An 18,581-nucleotide genomic window follows, 5' to 3' on the forward strand; every position below is an offset into this window, starting at 1 on the left:
GGGGGAGGGCGGCGGAGTCGCGGGGCGGCGCGCTCCGACGTGGAGGACGTCCGAGAGGACTGCCGCGGGCACGCTGCTCGCCGGCGTGGAGGCGGGAGCAGCGTGCCCGTCGGATCAGGTGTTGAGCGCCTCGAAGAGCGCTTCGAGATCGGCCTCGGGATCGGTCAGCCTGAGGGTCAGCACCGGTCGGCCGTGTTCGGCGAGCACGCTCGCGTCGCCCGCTGCCTGCGCGAGGATCAGCTGACCGAAGGTGAACGGGCTGTCCGGGATTTCGAGGTCCACGGTGGAGCGTTCGGTGATCTGGAGGAAGACACCGGTCGGCGCGCCACCCTTGTGGTACTGCCCGGTCGAGTGCAGGAAGCGGGGTCCCCAGCCGAAGGTGACGGGGCGCTGCGCCTGCGCCGCGAGCAGGTCGCGCACGCCCTCGAGCTGCGGAAGCGCGAGGCGGTCGACATAGGCCTGGATCGAGACGTAGCCGCCGTCGCCCACCTGGGCGAGGAGGCGGTCGACGGCCGCGGCGACGGTCGAGACGCCTTCGGTGACGCTGCTGCTGCCGGTGACCTCGATGCCCGCGTCGCTGAACGCGGGCGCCTCCGGCTCGGGGCGCTTCTCAAGCAGGGCCCGGGTGGCGATCTTCGCCGACTCGACGTCGGGCTGGTCGAACGGGTTGATGCCCAGGAGGCGGCCGGCGACGGCGACCGCGTACTCCCAGGTCAACATCTGCGCACCGAGCGAGCCCGAGAGGAGGATCTCGCCCTCATGGCGGTCGCGCGGGAACAGGTGCAGGGCGCTGGCGTCCTCGACGAGGCGGACGACCTGCACATCGGGTAGGTCCTCCGAGAGCTCGGGGGCGAGCGTGCCTAGCACGACGGGAAGGATGCCCGCGCCGTCCTTTCCGGTGGATTCCGCGATGAGCTGCTCGGCCCAGTCCGCGAAGCCGACGATCTCTGTGCCGTCGGCCACGATCGCGAGCTTGTCGCGCCGCGGGCTCGTCGCGGCGATCGCCGCGCCCAGGATCAGGCCCGGGTTCTCGGGGGAGTCGACGGCGAGTCCGAGCGAGGCTTCGGCAGCCTCGTCGAGCAGCGCCTCGATGTCGGCGCCGGCCAGGCCGGAGGGGACGAGGCCGAACGCGGACAGCGCCGAGAAGCGCCCGCCGATGTTCGGGTCGGCGTTGAACACCCGGTAGCCCGCCTGGCGGGAGGACGAGTCGAGCGGCGAGCCGGGGTCGGTCACGATGACGATGCGTTCCAGCGGGTCGATGCCCGCCTCGGTAAACGCCTTCTCGTAGGCCTTCTTCTGGCTCGCGGTCTCGACGGTCGATCCCGACTTGGAGGAGATGACGACCGCGGTCGAGGCGAGGCGGTCGTTCAGGGCCGCGATCACCTGCCCGGGGGCCGTGGAATCGAGCACGGTCAGCGCGACTCCGGCGGTGCGCGTGATGACCTCCGGCGCGAGCGACGAGCCGCCCATGCCGCCCAGCACGATGTGGTCGATGCCCTTGGTCTGGAACTCCTCACGCAGGGCGAGGATCTCGGCGATCAGGGGGCGGGAGACCGTGGTCGACTCGGTCCAGCCGAGCCGCTTGGCCGCCTCCTCCTCCGCCGTCGCGCCCCACAGGGTGGGGACCTGGGCGGTGATGCCGGACGCGACCTCGTCGGCGACCAGCTCGGGGACGATGCGGTCGACCGCCTTCTCGGCGTCTCCGCTGACGTGGATCTGGATCGCCATGATCAGGCCTGCGCCTTCGCGCCCTCGAGCGCCGCGGTGACGGTGTCGAGCAGCTCGTTCCACGAGACGACGAACTTCTCGACGCCTTCCTTCTCGAGCAGTTCGGTGACGTCGGCGTAGGACACGCCCTGCGCCGCGACGGCGTCGAGGACGGCGTTCGCGTCGGCGTAGGAGCCGGTGACGGTGTCGCCGGTGATCTCGCCGTGGTCGAAGGTCGCCTCGAGGGTCTTCTCGGGCATGGTGTTCACGACGCCGGCTGCGACGAGCTCGGTTACGTAGAGGGTGTCGGGGAGGTCGGTCGACTTGACGCCGGTCGAGGCCCAGAGGGGACGCTGACGGTTGGCGCCGGACTCCTGGAGCAGGAGCGCGCGCTCGGTCGCGAACGCCTCCACGAACACCTCGTAGGCGAGCTGCGCGTTCGCGACGCCCGCCTTGCTCGTGAGGGCGCGGGCCTCGTCGGTGCCGACGGCCTCGAGTCGCTTGTCGATCTCGGTGTCGACGCGCGAGACGAAGAACGAGGCGACGGAGTGGATGGTCGACAGGTCGATGCCGGCCTCCTTCGCCTTCTCGAGGCCCGCCAGATACGCGTTGATGACGGCGCGGTAGCGGGCGAGAGAGAAGATCAGGGTGACGTTCACCGAGATGCCGGAGCCGATGACCTCGGTGATGGCCTCGAGGCCCTCGACGGTCGCGGGGATCTTGATCATCGCGTTGGGGCGGTCGACCTTGGCCCAGAGTGCCTTCGCCTGCGCGATCGTGCCCTGCGCATCGTGAGCGAGGCCGGGCTCGACCTCGATCGAGACGCGTCCGTCGTAGCCGTGGGTGGCGTCGTAGATCGGGCGGAAGATGTCGGACGCGGCGGCGACGTCGTCGGTCGTGATCTCGAAGACGGCGTCGGTCACCGACGTGCCGGCCGCGGCGAGGTCGCGGACCTGGGCGTCGTAGGACTCGCCGTTGGTCAGCGCCGCGGCGAAGATCGTGGGGTTGGTGGTGACTCCGACGACGTTCTTCTCCTCGATGAGCGTCTGCAGTCCCCCGGAGGAGATGCGGGAGCGGGAGAGGTCGTCGAGCCAGATGCTGACGCCGGCGGCGGAGAGCTCTGCGGTAGGGGTGTTCTCGGTCATGTCTCTTCTTCTTCTGCGTAGGTGGTGCGTGGCGTGGGGGAGCCGGGCTCCGACGGCGAAGGCCGCGTCCGTGCTGGACGCGGCCTTCGGGTCAGGAGGCTGCGAGCGACTCCTTGGCGGCGGCCAGGGCCGCCTCGGTGGTGATCCCGAACTCACGGAACAGGGTCTTGTAGTCGGCGGACGCTCCGAAGTGCTCGATCGAGACCGAGCGGCCGGCGTCACCGACGTACTTCTGCCAGCCGAGGCTCAGGCCTGCCTCGATCGACACGCGGGCCTTCACTGCGGAGGGCAGCACCTTCTCGCGGTACTCGGCGTCCTGCTCCTCGAACCATTCGAGCGACGGAGCTGACACGACGCGGGCGTTGATGCCCTCTGCCCTCAGGGCCTCGCGCGCCTCGACGGCGATCTGGACCTCGGAGCCGGTCGCGATGAGGATCACGTCGGGGGTGCCGTTCGGCGCCTCGGCCAGGACGTAAGCGCCGCGGGCGACGTTCGCGGCCGAGGCGAAGGTTTCGCCCTCCGCTTCGCCGTCGCCGCGCTCGAACACGGGGATGTTCTGACGTGTGAGAGCCAGGCCCGCGGGTCCCTCGCGGCGTTCGAGGATCGTCTTCCAGGCGTAGGCGACCTCGTTCGCGTCGCCGGGGCGGACGATGTCTAGACCCGGGATCGCGCGGAGGGCGGCCAGCTGCTCGATCGGCTGGTGCGTCGGGCCGTCCTCGCCGAGGGCCACGGAGTCGTGGGTCCAGACGTAGATGGCGGGCGCCTTCATGAGCGCCGCGAGACGGACGGCGGGGCGCATGTAGTCGGAGAAGATCAGGAAGGTGCCGCCGAAGGGGCGGGTGTTTCCGTGCAGGACGATGCCGTTCAGAATCGCGCCCATGGCGTGCTCGCGGATGCCGAAGTGCAGCACGCGGCCGCCCTTCGTGCCGGTCCACTCGTGGGTCGAGAACTCCGGCGGGACGAAGGAGCCGGCTCCCTCGATCGTCGTGTTGTTCGACTCGGCCAGGTCGGCCGATCCGCCCCAGAGCTCGGGGACGATGCCGGCGAGAGCGTTGATGACCTTGCCGGAGGCGGCGCGGGTCGACACCTCCTTACCCGACTCGAAGACGGGGAGCGCCTCCTGCACACCCTCGGGGAGCTCGCCGCTCAGCACCCGGTCGAGCAGTTCCTTCTTCTCCGGGTTGGCCGACGCCCAGGCGGCGAACTGCTCGTCCCACTCGGCGTGCTGTGCCTGGCCGCGCTCGACGGCCCCGCGGGTGTGCTCGATGACCTCGTCGGCGACGTCGAAGGTCTTCTCGGGGTCGAAGCCGAGCACCTCCTTGAGGCCTCGGAGCTCGTCGGCGCCCAGGGCCGAGCCGTGGATCTTGCCGGTGTTCTGCTTCTTCGGCGAGGGCCAGCCGATGATCGTGCGCAGGATGATGAGCGACGGCTTGTCGGTCTCGCCCTGGGCGGCCTCGATGGCGGCGTGGAGCTCGGCGACGTCCTCGTGGTACTCGCCGGTCTTCTTCCAGTCGACGACCTGCACCTGCCAGTCATAGGCCTCGTAGCGGGCCTTGACGTCCTCGGTGAAGGCGATGTTGGTGTCGTCCTCGATCGAGATCTGGTTGGAGTCGTAGATGACGACCAGGTTGCCCAGCTTCTGGTGGCCGGCCAGCGAGGACGCCTCGCTGGTGATGCCCTCCTGCAGGTCGCCGTCGCCGGCGATCACGTACACGAAGTGGTCGAACGGGGAGCTGCCCGCGGCCGCCTCCGGGTCGAACAGGTCGCGCTCGAAGCGCGAGGCGTAGGCGAAGCCGACGGCGGAGGCGAGCCCCTGACCGAGCGGCCCGGTCGTGATCTCGACGCCGTCGGTGTGGCCGTACTCCGGGTGGCCCGGCGTCTTCGATCCCCAGGTGCGCAGCGCCTTCAGATCGTCGAGCTCGAGGCCGTACCCGCCCAGGTAGAACTGGACGTACTGGGTCAGCGAGGAGTGGCCGACCGACAGGATGAAGCGGTCGCGGCCGATCCAGGTCGCGTCGGACGGGTCGCGGCGCATGACCTTCTGGAACAGGAGGTAGGCGGCAGGAGCGAGGCTCATGGCGGTTCCGGGGTGGCCGTTGCCGACCTTCTCCACGGCGTCCGCGGCGAGAACCCTCGCCGTGTCGACTGCCTTCTCGTCAATGGATTCCCATTGCAGTTCTGTCACTTGGTACTGACCCTTCTCGAGACGTGGGGCAGACGCAGACCGTCCGTCCTCTCGCATGGTGGAGCACACCGCATGACGACTTCGGCACGATGCTCCGGCGACGATCCTCTCGGCCTCGTGCCGACGATCGTCGGGCGGGCTCGGGATGCGTGCCGGGTGCTCTTGCGAGCAGTGTCGAGTATACGGAGGGGCCCCTGCCGCTCACCTGGGGTTGCGCGGTCGCATATGTCTGCGTTCGTTTGGGCAAGCGTGCACACCGGGCCCGGCTCCCTGACGCGCGCATTACACTCGTTCGGGATCGTCGAACGTTAGAGGAGCAATGGACGTAGTCGTAGAGACCACCGCTGTCGAGCGGAGCGGGCCGTCGCGGACGACGCTCTCGGGCACGGTGAAGGCGTTCATAGCCCTGACGAAGCCCCGCGTCATCGAGCTCCTCCTGGTCGTGACGGCTCCCACGATGATCCTGGCTCAGGGGGGGATCCCCGATCTGCTCCTCGTGCTCAACGTCCTCATTGGAGGCGCGCTGAGCGCCGGGTCGGCCGGAGCCTTCAACTGCTACTTCGATCGGGACATCGACCGGATCATGAACCGGACGAAGAACCGGCCGCTGGTGACCGGCGAAATCTCTGACCGCTCCGCTCTCGTCTTCGCGACCACGATCGGCGTGCTCTCCATCGTCTGGCTCGGGTTGACCGCGAACTGGCTCGCCGCCGGACTCTCGCTCCTCGCGATCCTCATCTACGTCGTCTTCTACACGCTGTTCCTCAAGCGCCGCACGCCCCAGAACATCGTCTGGGGGGGCATCGCGGGCTGCATGCCGGTGCTGATCGGCTGGGCGGCGGTCACCGGCTCGCTCGACTGGGCCCCTGTGATCCTGTTCTCGGTGATCTTCCTGTGGACCCCGCCGCACTACTGGCCGCTCTCGATGAAGTACCGCGACGACTATCAGGCGGCCGGTGTACCGATGCTCTCCGTCGTGCGCGGACGCACGATCGTGGGGCTCCAGGTGATCCTGTACGCGTGGGCGACCGTCGCGTGCTCGTTGCTGCTCATCCCCGTCGCAGGGATGGGTGTCGTCTACACGGTCGTAGCGCTCGGCAGCGGTGTCTGGTTCATCGCCGAGACGCACCGCCTCTACAGCTTGGCGATCCGTCACGAGCACGTCTCGCCCATGCGGGTGTTCCACGGGTCCGTCGGGTACCTCACCCTCCTCTTCCTCGCGGTCGGGATCGACCCGCTGCTGCCCTTCTGATGGTCACTCCTTTCTCGTTCCTGGCCGAGCGGGTCAGCCTGAGTCCGCGCGCTCTCCGCTGGGGTACCACTGCGGCGCTGGTGGCGAGCATCCTGATCATCTTCTTCGGCGGAGTCGTGCGCCTCACCGGCTCCGGGCTCGGCTGTCCGACGTGGCCGGCCTGCGATGCCGGCTCGCTCACCTCGACGCCCGAGCTCGGGATCCACGGTTTCATCGAGTTCACCAATAGGGCCTTCACCGGCGTCCTGATCGTGGCGGTGGGGTGGGCGATCACGGCGGCCCGCCTGCAGAAGCCGCGTGACCGGACGATGACGCGGCTCGCGTGGTCGCAGTTCTGGCTCGTTGTCGCGAACGCCCTCGCCGGAGGGGCGACCGTGCACTCCGGGCTCAATCCGTACATTGTCGCGGGTCACTTCGTCCTCGCCATCGCGCTGCTCACCACGACGTCGCTCACCTGGCACCGGGCGCACCACTCGCAGTCCGTGGTGTTCGAGCCGGACCGCGTGACGCGGACGGTGAGCATCGCCCTGGTCGCTCTCACCCTGCTGGTGATCCTTGTGGGGACCCTCGTGACGGGGACGGGTCCGCATGCGGGCGACTCCGCCGAGGTGCCACGGATGAGGTTCCACTGGGAGAGTGTGGCCGTCGTGCACGGCGTGCTCGGAACAGCGGTGCTGGTCCTCGGTGGCGCGCTGCTCGTCCGACTCTCGACGATCGCGCACTCCGAGCTCGCGAGACGACGGATCGTGACCTTCCTCGTCGTCGTCGTCGTCCAGGCCCTGGTGGGTGTCGTCCAGTCGGTCACGGCGCTCCCGGAAACGCTGGTGGCCGTCCACCTGCTGGGCTCGGCGCTCGTGTGGGTCGGTGCGATCCGGGTGCTCCTCGATGTGAATCCGAGGCTCTTCACCGTCCGAGCGCAGCGTCGCGAGGCGGCGCCGGAGCTGCAGCCGGCGGCGTGACCGCCCGGCCCGCTCTGCGCTCCGTCGCGAGCAGGTGGCGCCGGAGCCCGAGCAGCAGGCGGGGGAGCGCCCGCGGTGCGAGTTCTCTTCCGAGAGCTTCGGCGAGTTCGCGGAAAGAGCGGTCGGAGTCGCCGCTCAGCCCATGGGCGAGCAGGATGATCAGGAGACGGGCGGAGAGGGGGAGTGGAGAGTCGTTCATCATCTGCTGACTCCATCACGGACCACCGACACTCGTATGGTCACGCTTGTCTGATGAGCAATCCGACCGCACCCGGCCGACACCCAGGTGCGGAGGTTCCGCTCACCGCGTGACGCCCGTACGATAAGGAGTTGGTTCTGGTCCAGCGCGTGACGCGCCAGTGCGCGCGATGGGCGCGGGGGCCGGCGCCGTCGGCCCGACGGAGCGCCGCAGCACACCTCAGGAATCCCAGGGACGCACATCACCCGCTCCGCGCATCACAGGGATCGCGCGACCGGCCGGAGAGCACCCGCGGGTCACCCCCGGGGGAATGAGTCCGGGACCCGACCGGTTAGCAGTGGGTAGGAAACGAGGTACACATGTCAGACATTCTGATCGACCGCCCCGAGCTCGAGAGCCTGGGCGTCTACGAGTTCGGCTGGTCCGACTCGGACTCCGCCGGAGCCTCCGCTCGCCGGGGGATCTCGCCGGAGGTCGTCTCCGACATCTCCGCGCTCAAGAACGAGCCGGCCTGGATGCGCGACCGCCGCATGAAGGCGCTGAAGCTCTTCGAGCGCAAGCCGATGCCGACCTGGGGTGCCGACCTGTCGGACATCGACTTCGACAACATCAAGTACTTCGTCCGCTCCACGGAGAAGCAGGCTCAGACCTGGGACGACCTCCCCGACGACATCAAGAACACGTACGAGAAGCTCGGCATCCCCGAGGCGGAGCGCCAGCGCCTCGTCGGCGGCGTCGCGGCCCAGTACGAGTCCGAGGTCGTCTACCACCAGATCCGAGAGGATCTGGAGGAGCAGGGCGTCATCTTCATGGACACGGACACCGCGCTCCGCGAGCACCCCGAGATCTTCGAGGAGCACTTCGGGACGGTCATCCCGGCGGGCGACAACAAGTTCGCTGCGCTCAACACAGCCGTCTGGTCGGGAGGCTCCTTCGTCTACGTCCCGAAGGGCGTGCACGTCGACATCCCGCTGCAGGCGTACTTCCGCATCAACACCGAGAACATGGGCCAGTTCGAGCGGACCCTGATCATCGCCGACGAGGACAGCTACGTCCATTACATCGAAGGCTGCACCGCACCGATCTACAAGTCGGATTCGCTGCACTCGGCCGTCGTCGAGATCATCGTGAAGAAGAACGCCCGCGTGCGTTACACCACGATCCAGAACTGGTCCAACAACGTCTACAACCTCGTCACGAAGCGCGCGATCGCGCACGAGAGCGCAACGATGGAGTGGATCGACGGCAACATCGGCTCGAAGGTCACCATGAAGTACCCGTCGATCTTCCTGGTCGGCGAGCACGCCAAGGGCGAGACCCTTTCGGTCGCCTTCGCCGGTCCCGGTCAGCACCAGGACGCCGGCGCGAAGATGATCCACATGGCGCCGTACACGCAGTCGTCCATCGTCTCGAAGTCGATCGCGCGCGGAGGCGGCCGGGCCGGCTATCGCGGCGAGGTCAGGGTCGATGCGAACGCTCACCACTCGGCGAACACGGTGCGCTGCGACGCTCTGCTGGTCGACACGATCTCGCGCTCGGACACCTACCCGGCCATCGACATCCGCGTCGACGACGTCCAGCTCGGTCACGAGGCGACCGTCTCGAAGGTCAGCGAGGAGCAGCTCTTCTACCTGATGTCGCGCGGACTCCCCGAGGATGAGGCCATGGCCATGATCGTCCGCGGATTCATCGAGCCGATCGCGCGCGAGCTGCCCATGGAATACGCCCTCGAGCTCAACAAGCTCATCGAGATGGGGATGGAGGGCAGCGTCGGTTGACGCTCGTCTCCCCCCTCGAAGGGATGCCCGAACGGGGCACCCCGCACCCATCGAAAGGAACCACCGCCTGATGACGGTCCCCACGAGCGCCGCGACGACCCCCGAGATTGACGGCGCGACCGCTGCCGAGCGTCTGGGCATCAGCGCCCACTCCGACGGGGCGTTCACTCCCGTGCAGACCCGATCCGAGCGCTTCGCGTCGACCGATGTCGAGGCCTTCGAGGCCGTCACCGGTCGCGAGATCGCCTGGAAGCTGACGCCCGTCGCGCGCCTCGCCGACCTCATCGACGGCACCCTCGACGGCTCGCCGACTGCGGTCGACCACACCGCGGTCGACGGCGTCGACGTCTCGTGGGTCGGTCGCGACGACGAGCGGATCGGCACCGCCGGCCTGCCGGAGGACCGCGCTGCCGCGAACGCGTGGTCGAGCTTCGAGCAGGCGCTCGCCGTGCGCGTCTCGGGCGAGGACGAGAAGGTCGCGACCCTGCTCCGCTCCGGTCTCGGTTCCAGTCCCCGCGCCGCGCACACGATCATCGACGCGGCGCCCTACGCGCGAGCAGTCGTGGTGCTCCAGAACGAGGGTCAGGCGACGCTCGCCGAGAACGTCGAGATCCTCGTCGGCGAGGGAGCCCAGCTCACGGTGGTCACCGTGCAGGAGTGGGCGGACGACGCCCGTCACCTGGCCAATCACTTCCTCCGCGTGGGGCGCGACGCGAGGGTGAAGCACATCGTCGTCACCCTCGGCGGCTCCATCGTCCGAGTGAACCCCTCGGCCCACCTCGTCGAGCGGGGGGCCGACGGCGAGCTCTTCGGCCTCTACTTCGCCGACGGCGGCCAGCACCTCGAGCAGCAGGTGTACGTCGACCACGACGCTCCCGACACCCGCAGCCGCGTGACCTACAAGGGTGCGCTGCAGGGTGAGGGGGCGCGTACCGTCTGGATCGGCGACGTCCTCATCCGCAACAGCGCTACCGGCACCGACAGCTACGAGCAGAACCGCAATCTGGTCCTTTCCGACGGCACACGTGCCGACTCCATTCCGAACCTCGAGATCGAGACGGGCGACATCGCCGGAGCAGGCCACGCCTCGGCGACCGGGCGCTTCGACGACGAGCAGCTCTTCTACCTGCAGTCGCGGGGCATCCGCGAGGACGAGGCGCGTCGCCTGGTCGTGCGCGGCTTCCTCGGCGAGATCGTGCAGCAGATCAAGGTCGCGGAGCTGGAGGACCGTCTGCAGCTCGCGATCGAGGCCGAGCTGGCTGGCAGCGCCGGCCAGACCGGTTCCGCGCAGGGAGCGGCGGTCAGCGCATGAGCAATGCTGCGATGATCTGCTCGGTTTCCGAGCTGATCCCCAACCAGGCCATGCGGGTTGAGGTCGACGGGGTCGCGATCGCCGTCGTTCAGGATTCGGCCGGCGAGATCCACGCCATCGGAGACACCTGTACGCACGGCGAGATCTCCCTCTCCGAGGGCTTCGTCGAGGGCGAGAGCCTCGAATGCTGGGCGCACGGCTCCCAGTTCTCGCTCCGCACCGGCACGCCGCTGAATCTCCCGGCCTACGAGCCGGTCCCCGTCTTCGTCGTCGAGATCATCGACGGCGACGTCTACATCGACCCGACCGTCACGAAGGAAGTCTGAATGTCCGTTCTCCAGATCAGCGATCTCCACGTCAGTGTCGAGACCGAGCAGGGGACCAAGCAGATCCTCCGCGGTGTCGACCTCACCATCAACCAGGGCGAGATCCACGCGATCATGGGTCCCAACGGGTCCGGCAAGTCGACCCTGGCCTACACGATCGCTGGGCACCCCAAGTACCACGTCGACGGCGGCTCCATCACGCTCGACGGCGTCGAGGTCCTCGACATGTCGGTCGACGAGCGCGCCCGCGCAGGCCTCTTCCTCGCCATGCAGTACCCGGTCGAGATCCCCGGAGTGACCAACACCAACTTCCTCCGCACCGCCAAGACCGCGATCGCCGGTGAGGCGCCTGCGATCCGCACGTGGACCAAGGACGTCAAGTCCGCGATGGCGAACCTCCGCATGGATTCATCCTTCGCGGCACGCAATGTCAACGAGGGTTTCTCGGGCGGCGAGAAGAAGCGCAACGAGATCCTCCAGCTCGAGCTGCTCGCCCCGCAGTTCGCGGTCCTCGACGAGACGGACTCCGGGCTCGACGTGGATGCGCTCAAGATCGTGTCAGACGGCGTGAACCGCGCCCATCAGAGCACGGGGCTCGGGGTCCTGCTGATCACGCACTACACGCGGATCCTCCGTTACATCCAGCCCGATTTCGTGCACGTCTTCGTCGCCGGTCGCGTCGCCGAGCAGGGCGGCAAGGAGCTGGCGACGCGACTCGAGGACGAGGGCTACGACCGCTTCCTGACCTCGGCGACGGTCTGAGCATGGCAGTCACCACGCTCGAGCCGAAGCTCTTCGACCAGGTCGAGGAGGCTCTCAAGGACGTTATGGATCCCGAGCTGGGGGTCAACGTCGTCGATCTCGGCCTGATCTACGACCTGGGTTGGGACGACGAGAACGACGCGCTGGTCATCCACATGACTCTCACCTCGGCGGGCTGCCCGCTCACCGATGTGCTCGAGGAGCAGACCGCGGAGTCCCTCGACGGCATCGTCGAAGCCTTCAGGATCAACTGGGTCTGGATGCCGCCGTGGGGTCCGGAGCGGATCACCGAGGACGGCCGTGACATGATGCGCGCCCTGGGCTTCTCGATCTAGACGCTGCAGACGAACGCCGAAGGGCCGGGAGGAATCGTCCTCCCGGCCCTTCGGCGTCGGTGCTCACTCCGGCCGGTCGCGGCATCTCAGCGGTGGTCGGGGCTCCAGTGTCAAGGGCGGTGGTCGCCTACCGCGGACCAGCTGGTCGGTCTCACGTTGTGGTCTAGCGCCGAATGATGAGCGTCCTGGCGCAATCACGACGCAGAGGTTGAGGAATCCGCGTATATACACCACACTTATGGTGACAACATGGAGGCAAGCGTCGCGACGGTCTTCGTGGAGATCAGACTCGCGCGCTCGCTGCGATGGTCGAGGCGCGGCGCTTGTCGGCTGGGGAATTGTGGGTTGCTGTGAATTTCGATGCGGCGTATCATTACCGAACTCAGATTCAGACGAACCTCGCCCAGATTCGATGGAAGATTGGAGACCGGTCGAGAGCGCTTGCGAATATTGAGGAAAACCTCGAATTGGCCAGCGTGAAGCATCGTGCGTCACGGAGCGAGACGCTTTCTATAGCCGGCTTTTACTATTATCTCGACGGCCAATTGGATCGCGCCTGGTCGCTCGTGTCCGAGGCGTACGCGTTGGTCTCGGATGAGCGCGCGCCACGGAGGCTCGCGACGGTCCGTAAAATCGGTGTCGGAATTCTTCGGGCGCAAGGTCGCCACGATGAGGCCGATAACCTCGCAGAGAGGCTGATGCGGGATCCGCTCGATTTCGACGCAGCTCTTGGAGGCGACAGATCGTGAACCGCACTGTTCTAAACGTCTCCGGTGTCTCTCGAGAATTCTCCAGAGGCGGGAGGAGAGTCGTCGCGGTGGACGGTGTCGATCTTTCGATCGCGAGCGGAGAAGTACTCGCGCTCCTCGGGCCGAACGGCGCAGGGAAGATCACTCTCATCCGCATGATCGCCACTCTCCTCGATCCGTCATCCGGATCGATCAGAGTCGATGGTTTCGACTCCCGACGGAACGAGCGCGAGGTGCGCGCACGCACGGGTCTCGTTCTTGGTGGCGACCGCGGCTTCTATCTGCGGGCGACGGTCGAGGAGAACCTCCGGTATTTCGCTTCGCTGTCCCGAGTGGATCGAGGCCGCCGAGCGGACACTATCACAGAGGTGCTCGATGCCGTTCATCTGCAGGACAGGCGCCGCGATCCTGTCGAGACGCTTTCCAGGGGTTTGAAGCAGAGGCTGCACATCGCACGCGGCCTGCTGTCGAATCCTGCCCTTCTACTTCTCGACGAGCCGACGATCGGGCTTGATCCTGAAGCTGCGCTAGCGCTGCGCGGATTGATCCGGGAGCTCAAGGCCCGGGGTTGTACGGTGCTACTGACGACGCATTACCTCTTTGAAGCAGAGTCGCTCGCAGATGATGTGGCCGTGATCATTGATGGCCGCATCGTCGCTCGTGGCTCTGTTCCGCGGATCGCTGAGATTGGAGGGGTCGGCAAGGTCACAGCTCTCATTACGACGCACTTGCCGCCCGAGTTGGCCCGGACGGGTCCTCGGATTTCTGGCAGTCCCGGTCACCGCGCTCGTGGTCGCCACCGCGAGGGGAGGTCTGGCTGTCGAGGGGGCGCTTCTGTTCGCGGTGGGGACGATTATGGTTGCTGTCGCCTGTTCGCTCTCTGCACTCTGTCTGTCGGGCCTCTTTGTCGTCACACGCCATGCGATCGTCTACGAGCCCGTCTTGGTCGCGCCGGTTCTTCTGCTCTGCAGTGCCGTGGTTGCTCTCGCGTCGATCGTGCAGCCGTGGTGCACTGTGGCTGCACTCCATCCGTTGACCGGTGCGGTCGCAGTCCTCCACGCCGCGTCGAGCCCTCAGGGAACCCTCGATAGCTTCTGGCTGTTCCAATTCTCGGTGTCCAGCGTTCTCCTCCTGGTAGCGGCCCGAGTCATACTGCACATCGCCCGGAAGCGGGCCCGGGTCGAGGGGACTCTTCAGCTGTCATGACTCGTGCGTCTCTCGCCTTAGCGGCAGATGTCGTTTCGGCTGCCGCGAGGATCGGCCTGAGAACATTCGATGTGACCCGATCGCTGCGCGCCATCATTGTCTCCCTCGCCGTCGGTCCCTGCCTCCAGATCGTTTACTTGGTCGGGATGAGTGGAGCGACCGGCGGGGCGAGCGTGCGAGTTGCGATCGCCGCGCTTTTGCTCGCCGGCGCGGTCGTGGCGGTGGAAAGCACTGCCGTCACTTTGGCGACGAGCCGCCGCGACGGAGTACTGTCCGCCGTCGTACTCTCAACACTTCCCGCGGCGCTGGTCTGGCTGGGCCATGTCCTAGCCGCCACCGGCGTCGGCATCGTCTCAGGGTGTGCCGGGCTCGTTCTCGCCTCCATCCTCTTCGGCCCGACGGCCGACTTCCCGCTCGTCCTCTCACTTCTGGCTGTCATTGTCGTATCACTGGCCAGCGCCGGATTTGGCTTCGCGGTCGCCGCCCTGAGCCTCCGCCTGCGCGACGCACTTCTTCGTGCGAGCATTGTGGTGAGCCTTATGATCCTGCTCGGAGGAGTCGTAGCGCCGATCTCCTCCTATGACGCCGTCGCTCGGATTCCTGCCTATATGTTCCCGCTGACATCGTCGGTGCAGGCCGTCGACGAGTTCCTGGTGGGACATGCTGACCGCAGTCTCGGCCTGCTGTGCTTGTCAGCGCTCACAGGAGCGATCTGGGCCGTCGTCGGAGGCGTGGCGTGGACATGGGCGCTGAGGTCGAGCCGGACGACCGGACAGCTCGACCTCTCCTGAACGCCGAAGGGCCGGGAGGAATCGTCCTCCCGGCCCTTCGGCGTCGGCGCTCCCTCAGCGAGAGCGGCGAGAGAGCAGAGCCCAGGTGCTGGGCAGGAGCACGGCGGCCAGCACAGCCTTGAGGACGTCGCCGACGAGGAACGGAACGAGGCCCGCGGAGAGCACCGATCCGGGGTCGGCGGGCAGGCCCAGCGTGCCGAGGGCTGCAGCGAGCCAGGGGAGTCCGACGAGGTAGATGGTCGCGGTGCCGGCGAGGAAGCTCACCAGGGTGCCGACGACGCGGCGGTCCCACCGGCGCTGGGCCAGCCAGCCGGTGACGAGCGAGGCGAGGACGAAGCCGACGATGTAGCCGCCGGTGGGGCCGGCGAGAACCGCCCAGCCGTGCGAACCCTCCGTGAAGACCGGGGCGCCCAGTGCGCCGATGAGCGCGTAGACGACCATGGAGAGCGCCCCGCGCAGAGCGCCGAGGGTCGTGCCGACGAGGAGGACGGCGAAGGTCTGGCCGGTGAAGGGGACCGGCCACATCGGGACGAACAGCTGGGCCATCGCCGCCGTGAGACCGGCGCCCGCGAGGACGAGCAGCGCATCGGACGCGACGGAGCGCGTCACGAGGCGGTCGGCGAGGACCGGGCGCGAGAGGGCGGAAGAGGAAGAGGACATGACTGATCTCCGGAGTCCTGGTCGCCCGAGAGCGAGGAGCGAGCGCGTCCGCGGTGAGCGGACGTGGATCCGCCCCGCGGCTCAGGAAATATACTAGGGGGCTGCCGCGTCGCGGCCCCTTGCCCCACTCCTCCCGAACCGAACGCCATTTCTTGGCGGGAACGGACAGCACTGTGCTCAGCGTGCACGACCTCGAACTCCGAGTCGGCGCCCGACTCCTGATGGAGAACGTCTCCTTCCGGGTGGGCGACGGCGACAAGGTCGGCCTCGTCGGCCGCAACGGCGCGGGGAAGACGACGCTGACCAAGGTCCTCGCCGGCGACCTCATCGCGGCGAAGGGGACGGTCGACCGCGGCGGCGAGATCGGCTATCTGCCGCAGGACCCGCGCTCGGGCGACCCGGACGAGTTGGCGCGCACGCGCATCCTCGACGCCCGCGGGCTGGGGCAGCTCGTCCTCGGCATGCAGGAGGCGACGGTCGCCATGTCGAGCAGCGACACGGCCGTCAGCGAGGCCGGTATGAAGAAGTACGGCAACCTCACCGACCGCTTCCTCGCCCTGGGCGGATACTCGGCGGAGGCCGAGGCCGCGTCGATCGCGAGCAATCTCAACCTGCCCGACCGGATCCTCGACCAGCCGCTCAGAACGCTCTCCGGTGGCCAGCGCCGACGCATCGAGCTCGCACGCATCCTGTTCTCGGACGCGAGCACTCTCATCCTCGACGAGCCGACCAACCACCTCGACGCGGACTCCGTGGTCTGGCTGCGCGAGTTCCTCAAGACGTATCGCGGCGGCTTCATCGTGATCAGCCACGACATCGAGCTGGTCGGTGAGACGGTGAACCGCGTCTTCTACCTCGATGCGAACCGCCAGGTCATCGACGTCTACAACATGAACTGGAAGAACTACCAGCGTCAGCGCGCCGCCGACGAAGAGCGCCGCAAGAAGGAGCGCGCCAACGTCGAGAAGAAGGCGGGGGCCCTCCAGCTCCAGGCCGCCCGCTTCGGAGCCAAGGCGTCGAAGGCGGCAGCTGCGCACCAGATGGTGGCTCGCGCCGAGAAGATGCTCAGCGGCCTCGAGGAGGTGCGCGCGGTCGACCGCGTCGCGAAGCTCCGGTTCCCGACTCCGATGGCGTGCGGCCGCACTCCACTGCACGCCGAGAACCTCTCGAAGAGCTACGGCTCGCTCGAGATCTTCACCGCCGTCGACCTGGCAATCGACCGGGGCTCGAAGGTCGTCATCCTCGGGCTCAACGGAGCGGGCAAGACGACCCTGCTGCGCATCCTCGGCGGTGTCGACAAGCCGGACACCGGGGTGATCGAAGCGGGTCACGGCCTGCGAATCGGCTACTACGCCCAGGAGCACGAGACGATCGACGTCAAGCGCTCCGTGCTCGAGAACATGGTGTCGGCCAGCCCGAACCTCACCGAGACCGAGGCGCGCCGTGTACTCGGCTCGTTCCTGTTCACCGGGGACGACTCGCACAAGCCTGCCGGAGTGCTTTCGGGGGGCGAGAAGACGCGACTCGCTCTCGCGATGATCGTCGTCTCCGGGGCGAACGTCCTGCTGCTCGATGAGCCCACCAACAATCTCGACCCGGCGAGTCGCGAGGAGATCCTCGACGCCCTGGCGCACTACGAGGGCGCGGTCGTCCTGGTCAGCCACGACGAGGGCGCGGTCGAGGCACTGAACCCCGAGCGGGTGCTCATCATGCCCGAAGGCACCGAGGACCACTGGGCGGCCGACTACCTCGATCTGATCACGCTGGCCTAACGGGCGTCGAGCAGCTCGTCCTCGACCTCGGCGTCGCTGCGTCCGCGGCGTCGGCGGCGCTCCTCGCGCCGTTCTTCTGCCGCGACGACCTCGGGATCGTCCGCGTTGCGGAGCCGGTACTCGTGCCTGACCGCCCAGCCGAGCCCGCCGAACCCCATGACGGCGAAGAGCACCCACTGGATCGCATAGCTGATGTGCAGGCCCTCGTCGGCGACGGGCTTGATCGCGGCCAGAGGGCGAGCGTCGATCGGTGCGGGCGACTCAGCGACCAACAGGCCGTAGGCGGAGGTGCGCAGCGGCTCGTCGAGCTGGGCCGACAGGTCGTCGAGCTGGATCGTCGCAATCTGGCCCGCCGGGGCGGAGCGTCCGTCGATCCGCCCCTCGGCTGGCTTCAGACGAGCGACGACCGTCACCTCGCCCTCGGGCGGCGCGGGGATCGCATCGGGTGCATCCTGAGTCGAACCGACCGGGACCCAGCCGCGGTCCACGACGAAAACGCTGCCGTCGTTGAGCCGGAGGGGCGTCAGGATCTCGAAGCCGGGATTGCCGTTGTAGGGCCGGTTACGGACGAGGGTCTGGCCTTCGGTCTCGTAGACGCCGCTGACCTCGACGGGGCGGTACTCGAGTGCGTCGTCCCAGGCGGAGTCGGCCGGCAGGAGTCCGTCGAGCGCGACGGGATCGGCGGTCCAGTTGGCAGTGACCAGTCGGTTGGTCGAGGCGGCCTGATCGAGGCGCGCCACCTGCCAGCGCGAGAGCAGGACGCAGGCGACGGCGAAGACGACCGCGAGTGCGAGGTAGCCGAACCATCGGCGCGAGAAGACGAAGCGCCAGGAGGGGCGGGCCGTGTCGTCGCTCACCGCACTGCTCCGCGGTCGACCGTGTAGAGCGGCTTCACCTCGAGCGGGAAATCCCGGGCCAGGAGGAACTCGCGGAGGAACTCGAGGTGCTCGCCGCAGGCCAGCCACGTCTTCCGGCGGTCCTCGGCGTGGATCCTCGGGTTCCGCCACTCCAGAGCCCACGTGGCCGTGTTCGGGCAGCCGGCACGCGAGCAGGCGTGCGCGTCGGGCACGCGGCCCAGGGGGATCACCGCTCTCCCCGCGGATCGCCGCCCTCGGTGCCCTGCTCCTGCGGAGAGTCGGGAGCGCTCGGCGCGGGCGGAACCGGACGGGAGAGGACGATCGCCCCCGGCCGCTCGACGTTGCCCCGCTCGCCGACGCTGCCGACGTTGGCGAGCACGACTGCGAAATACGGGAGGACCACGGCTCCGATCGCGAAGAACAGCAGCCACCAGCCGTGGGCGAAGAGAAGGCAGATCACGCAGAGCATACGTATGCCCATCGCGATCGAATACTTGATCGCACGGGAGCGCCGCTCGGCGCTCGGCGACGGCGGTAGGGAGGTGAGTGTCTCGCGTGGTTTCACAGCCCTGCAAGCCTACGTCCC

18 protein-coding genes are annotated in these 18,581 nt (G+C 67.8%); 11 read left to right on the forward strand and 7 right to left on the reverse strand.

Features of this window, described 5'->3' with window-relative positions; all coding sequences use genetic code 11:
• Window positions 1–114: 114 nt before the first annotated feature.
• The 3 genes from GSU10_RS07185 to tkt form a co-directional block, all read right to left on the reverse strand.
• Window positions 115–1,728 carry a glucose-6-phosphate isomerase gene (locus GSU10_RS07185; protein ID WP_132504337.1) on the reverse strand — a complete coding sequence of 538 codons (1,614 nt, stop codon included), beginning with the start codon at window positions 1,726–1,728 and terminating at the stop codon, window positions 115–117.
• A 2-nt stretch (window positions 1,729–1,730) separates the two neighbouring features.
• Complete coding sequence (gene tal, locus GSU10_RS07190; RefSeq protein ID WP_068207975.1) at window positions 1,731–2,852, reverse strand: transaldolase; 1,122 nt, start codon at window positions 2,850–2,852, stop codon at window positions 1,731–1,733.
• 91 nt (window positions 2,853–2,943) lie between these two features.
• Window positions 2,944–5,037, reverse strand: a complete 2,094-nt coding sequence (gene tkt / locus GSU10_RS07195) for a transketolase (protein WP_132504335.1) — start codon at window positions 5,035–5,037, stop codon at window positions 2,944–2,946.
• Window positions 5,038–5,356: 319 nt separating this feature from the next.
• On the opposite strand from tkt, the gene GSU10_RS07200 reads away from it, so the two are divergent.
• The 10 genes from GSU10_RS07200 to GSU10_RS07245 all read left to right on the forward strand — a co-directional run bounded on the left by GSU10_RS07200 (window position 5,357) and on the right by GSU10_RS07245 (window position 14,706).
• Window positions 5,357–6,289: a heme o synthase gene (locus tag GSU10_RS07200; protein WP_132504333.1), complete on the forward strand. Its 933-nt coding sequence runs from the start codon at window positions 5,357–5,359 to the stop codon at window positions 6,287–6,289.
• A complete protein-coding gene (locus GSU10_RS07205; RefSeq protein WP_068207976.1) occupies window positions 6,289–7,248 on the forward strand; it encodes a COX15/CtaA family protein in 960 nt (319 codons plus the stop codon). The genes GSU10_RS07200 and GSU10_RS07205 overlap by 1 nt, the downstream gene beginning before the upstream one ends.
• Before the next feature lie 558 nt (window positions 7,249–7,806).
• Window positions 7,807–9,225: a Fe-S cluster assembly protein SufB gene (sufB, locus tag GSU10_RS07210; protein WP_068207984.1), complete on the forward strand. Its 1,419-nt coding sequence runs from the start codon at window positions 7,807–7,809 to the stop codon at window positions 9,223–9,225.
• Window positions 9,226–9,295: 70 nt separating this feature from the next.
• Complete coding sequence (gene sufD, locus GSU10_RS07215; protein WP_068207987.1) at window positions 9,296–10,537, forward strand: Fe-S cluster assembly protein SufD; 1,242 nt, start codon at window positions 9,296–9,298, stop codon at window positions 10,535–10,537.
• A complete protein-coding gene (locus tag GSU10_RS07220; RefSeq protein ID WP_181109971.1) occupies window positions 10,534–10,863 on the forward strand; it encodes a non-heme iron oxygenase ferredoxin subunit in 330 nt (109 codons plus the stop codon). Before sufD ends, GSU10_RS07220 begins: the two co-directional genes overlap by 4 nt.
• Window positions 10,864–11,625 carry a Fe-S cluster assembly ATPase SufC gene (gene sufC, locus GSU10_RS07225; RefSeq protein ID WP_068207990.1) on the forward strand — a complete coding sequence of 254 codons (762 nt, stop codon included), beginning with the start codon at window positions 10,864–10,866 and terminating at the stop codon, window positions 11,623–11,625. It begins immediately after the preceding gene.
• A gap of 2 nt (window positions 11,626–11,627) precedes the next feature.
• Window positions 11,628–11,960: a metal-sulfur cluster assembly factor gene (locus GSU10_RS07230; protein WP_068207993.1), complete on the forward strand. Its 333-nt coding sequence runs from the start codon at window positions 11,628–11,630 to the stop codon at window positions 11,958–11,960.
• Between the two features lie 350 nt (window positions 11,961–12,310).
• Window positions 12,311–12,709, forward strand: a complete 399-nt coding sequence (locus tag GSU10_RS07235) for a hypothetical protein (protein WP_132504331.1) — start codon at window positions 12,311–12,313, stop codon at window positions 12,707–12,709.
• Window positions 12,710–12,777: 68 nt separating this feature from the next.
• The gene (locus GSU10_RS15720) at window positions 12,778–13,800 is read left to right on the forward strand and encodes an ABC transporter ATP-binding protein (protein ID WP_158286067.1); all 1,023 of its coding nucleotides are present in this window, start codon (window positions 12,778–12,780) and stop codon (window positions 13,798–13,800) included.
• Window positions 13,801–13,986: 186 nt separating this feature from the next.
• Window positions 13,987–14,706: an ABC transporter permease gene (locus GSU10_RS07245; protein WP_068207999.1), complete on the forward strand. Its 720-nt coding sequence runs from the start codon at window positions 13,987–13,989 to the stop codon at window positions 14,704–14,706.
• Between the two features lie 54 nt (window positions 14,707–14,760).
• On the opposite strand, the gene GSU10_RS07250 is transcribed toward GSU10_RS07245, so the two are convergent.
• The gene (locus tag GSU10_RS07250; RefSeq protein ID WP_068208002.1) at window positions 14,761–15,366 is read right to left on the reverse strand and encodes a biotin transporter BioY; all 606 of its coding nucleotides are present in this window, start codon (window positions 15,364–15,366) and stop codon (window positions 14,761–14,763) included.
• 173 nt (window positions 15,367–15,539) lie between these two features.
• Between GSU10_RS07250 and GSU10_RS07255 the strand changes: the two genes are divergently transcribed.
• Complete coding sequence (locus GSU10_RS07255; protein ID WP_132504329.1) at window positions 15,540–17,138, forward strand: ABC-F family ATP-binding cassette domain-containing protein; 1,599 nt, start codon at window positions 15,540–15,542, stop codon at window positions 17,136–17,138.
• Here the strand turns inward: GSU10_RS07255 and GSU10_RS07260 are convergent.
• The 3 genes from GSU10_RS07260 to GSU10_RS07270 are packed head-to-tail and all read right to left on the reverse strand — an operon-like array spanning window position 17,135 to window position 18,494.
• Window positions 17,135–17,995, reverse strand: coding sequence for an SURF1 family cytochrome oxidase biogenesis protein (locus GSU10_RS07260; protein WP_068208005.1), 861 nt, complete (start codon window positions 17,993–17,995; stop codon window positions 17,135–17,137). The genes GSU10_RS07255 and GSU10_RS07260 overlap by 4 nt on opposite strands.
• A complete protein-coding gene (locus tag GSU10_RS07265; protein WP_068208009.1) occupies window positions 17,992–18,225 on the reverse strand; it encodes a hypothetical protein in 234 nt (77 codons plus the stop codon). Before GSU10_RS07265 ends, GSU10_RS07260 begins: the two co-directional genes overlap by 4 nt.
• Window positions 18,222–18,494 carry a DUF3099 domain-containing protein gene (locus GSU10_RS07270; protein ID WP_236713503.1) on the reverse strand — a complete coding sequence of 91 codons (273 nt, stop codon included), beginning with the start codon at window positions 18,492–18,494 and terminating at the stop codon, window positions 18,222–18,224. The genes GSU10_RS07265 and GSU10_RS07270 overlap by 4 nt, the downstream gene beginning before the upstream one ends.
• Window positions 18,495–18,581 lie beyond the last annotated feature (87 nt).

It is taken from the genome of Rathayibacter tanaceti, assembly GCF_009834165.1.
Classification (GTDB): Bacteria; Actinomycetota; Actinomycetes; order Actinomycetales; family Microbacteriaceae; genus Rathayibacter; species Rathayibacter tanaceti.

Bases quoted from the DNA above. Each gene is read 5' to 3' on its own strand.
- GSU10_RS07200 (WP_132504333.1), top strand. From the start codon at position 5,357: ATGGACGTAGTCGTAGAGACCACCGCTGTCGAGCGGAGCGGGCCGTCG.
- GSU10_RS07230 (WP_068207993.1), top strand. From the start codon at position 11,628: ATGGCAGTCACCACGCTCGAGCCGAAGCTCTTCGACCAGGTCGAGGAG.
- GSU10_RS07250 (WP_068208002.1), bottom strand. From the start codon at position 15,366: ATGTCCTCTTCCTCTTCCGCCCTCTCGCGCCCGGTCCTCGCCGACCGC.
- GSU10_RS07220 (WP_181109971.1), top strand. From the start codon at position 10,534: ATGAGCAATGCTGCGATGATCTGCTCGGTTTCCGAGCTGATCCCCAAC.
- sufD (WP_068207987.1), top strand. From the start codon at position 9,296: ATGACGGTCCCCACGAGCGCCGCGACGACCCCCGAGATTGACGGCGCG.
- GSU10_RS07185 (WP_132504337.1), bottom strand. From the start codon at position 1,728: ATGGCGATCCAGATCCACGTCAGCGGAGACGCCGAGAAGGCGGTCGAC.
- sufB (WP_068207984.1), top strand. From the start codon at position 7,807: ATGTCAGACATTCTGATCGACCGCCCCGAGCTCGAGAGCCTGGGCGTC.
- sufC (WP_068207990.1), top strand. From the start codon at position 10,864: ATGTCCGTTCTCCAGATCAGCGATCTCCACGTCAGTGTCGAGACCGAG.
- tal (WP_068207975.1), bottom strand. From the start codon at position 2,852: ATGACCGAGAACACCCCTACCGCAGAGCTCTCCGCCGCCGGCGTCAGC.
- GSU10_RS07205 (WP_068207976.1), top strand. From the start codon at position 6,289: ATGGTCACTCCTTTCTCGTTCCTGGCCGAGCGGGTCAGCCTGAGTCCG.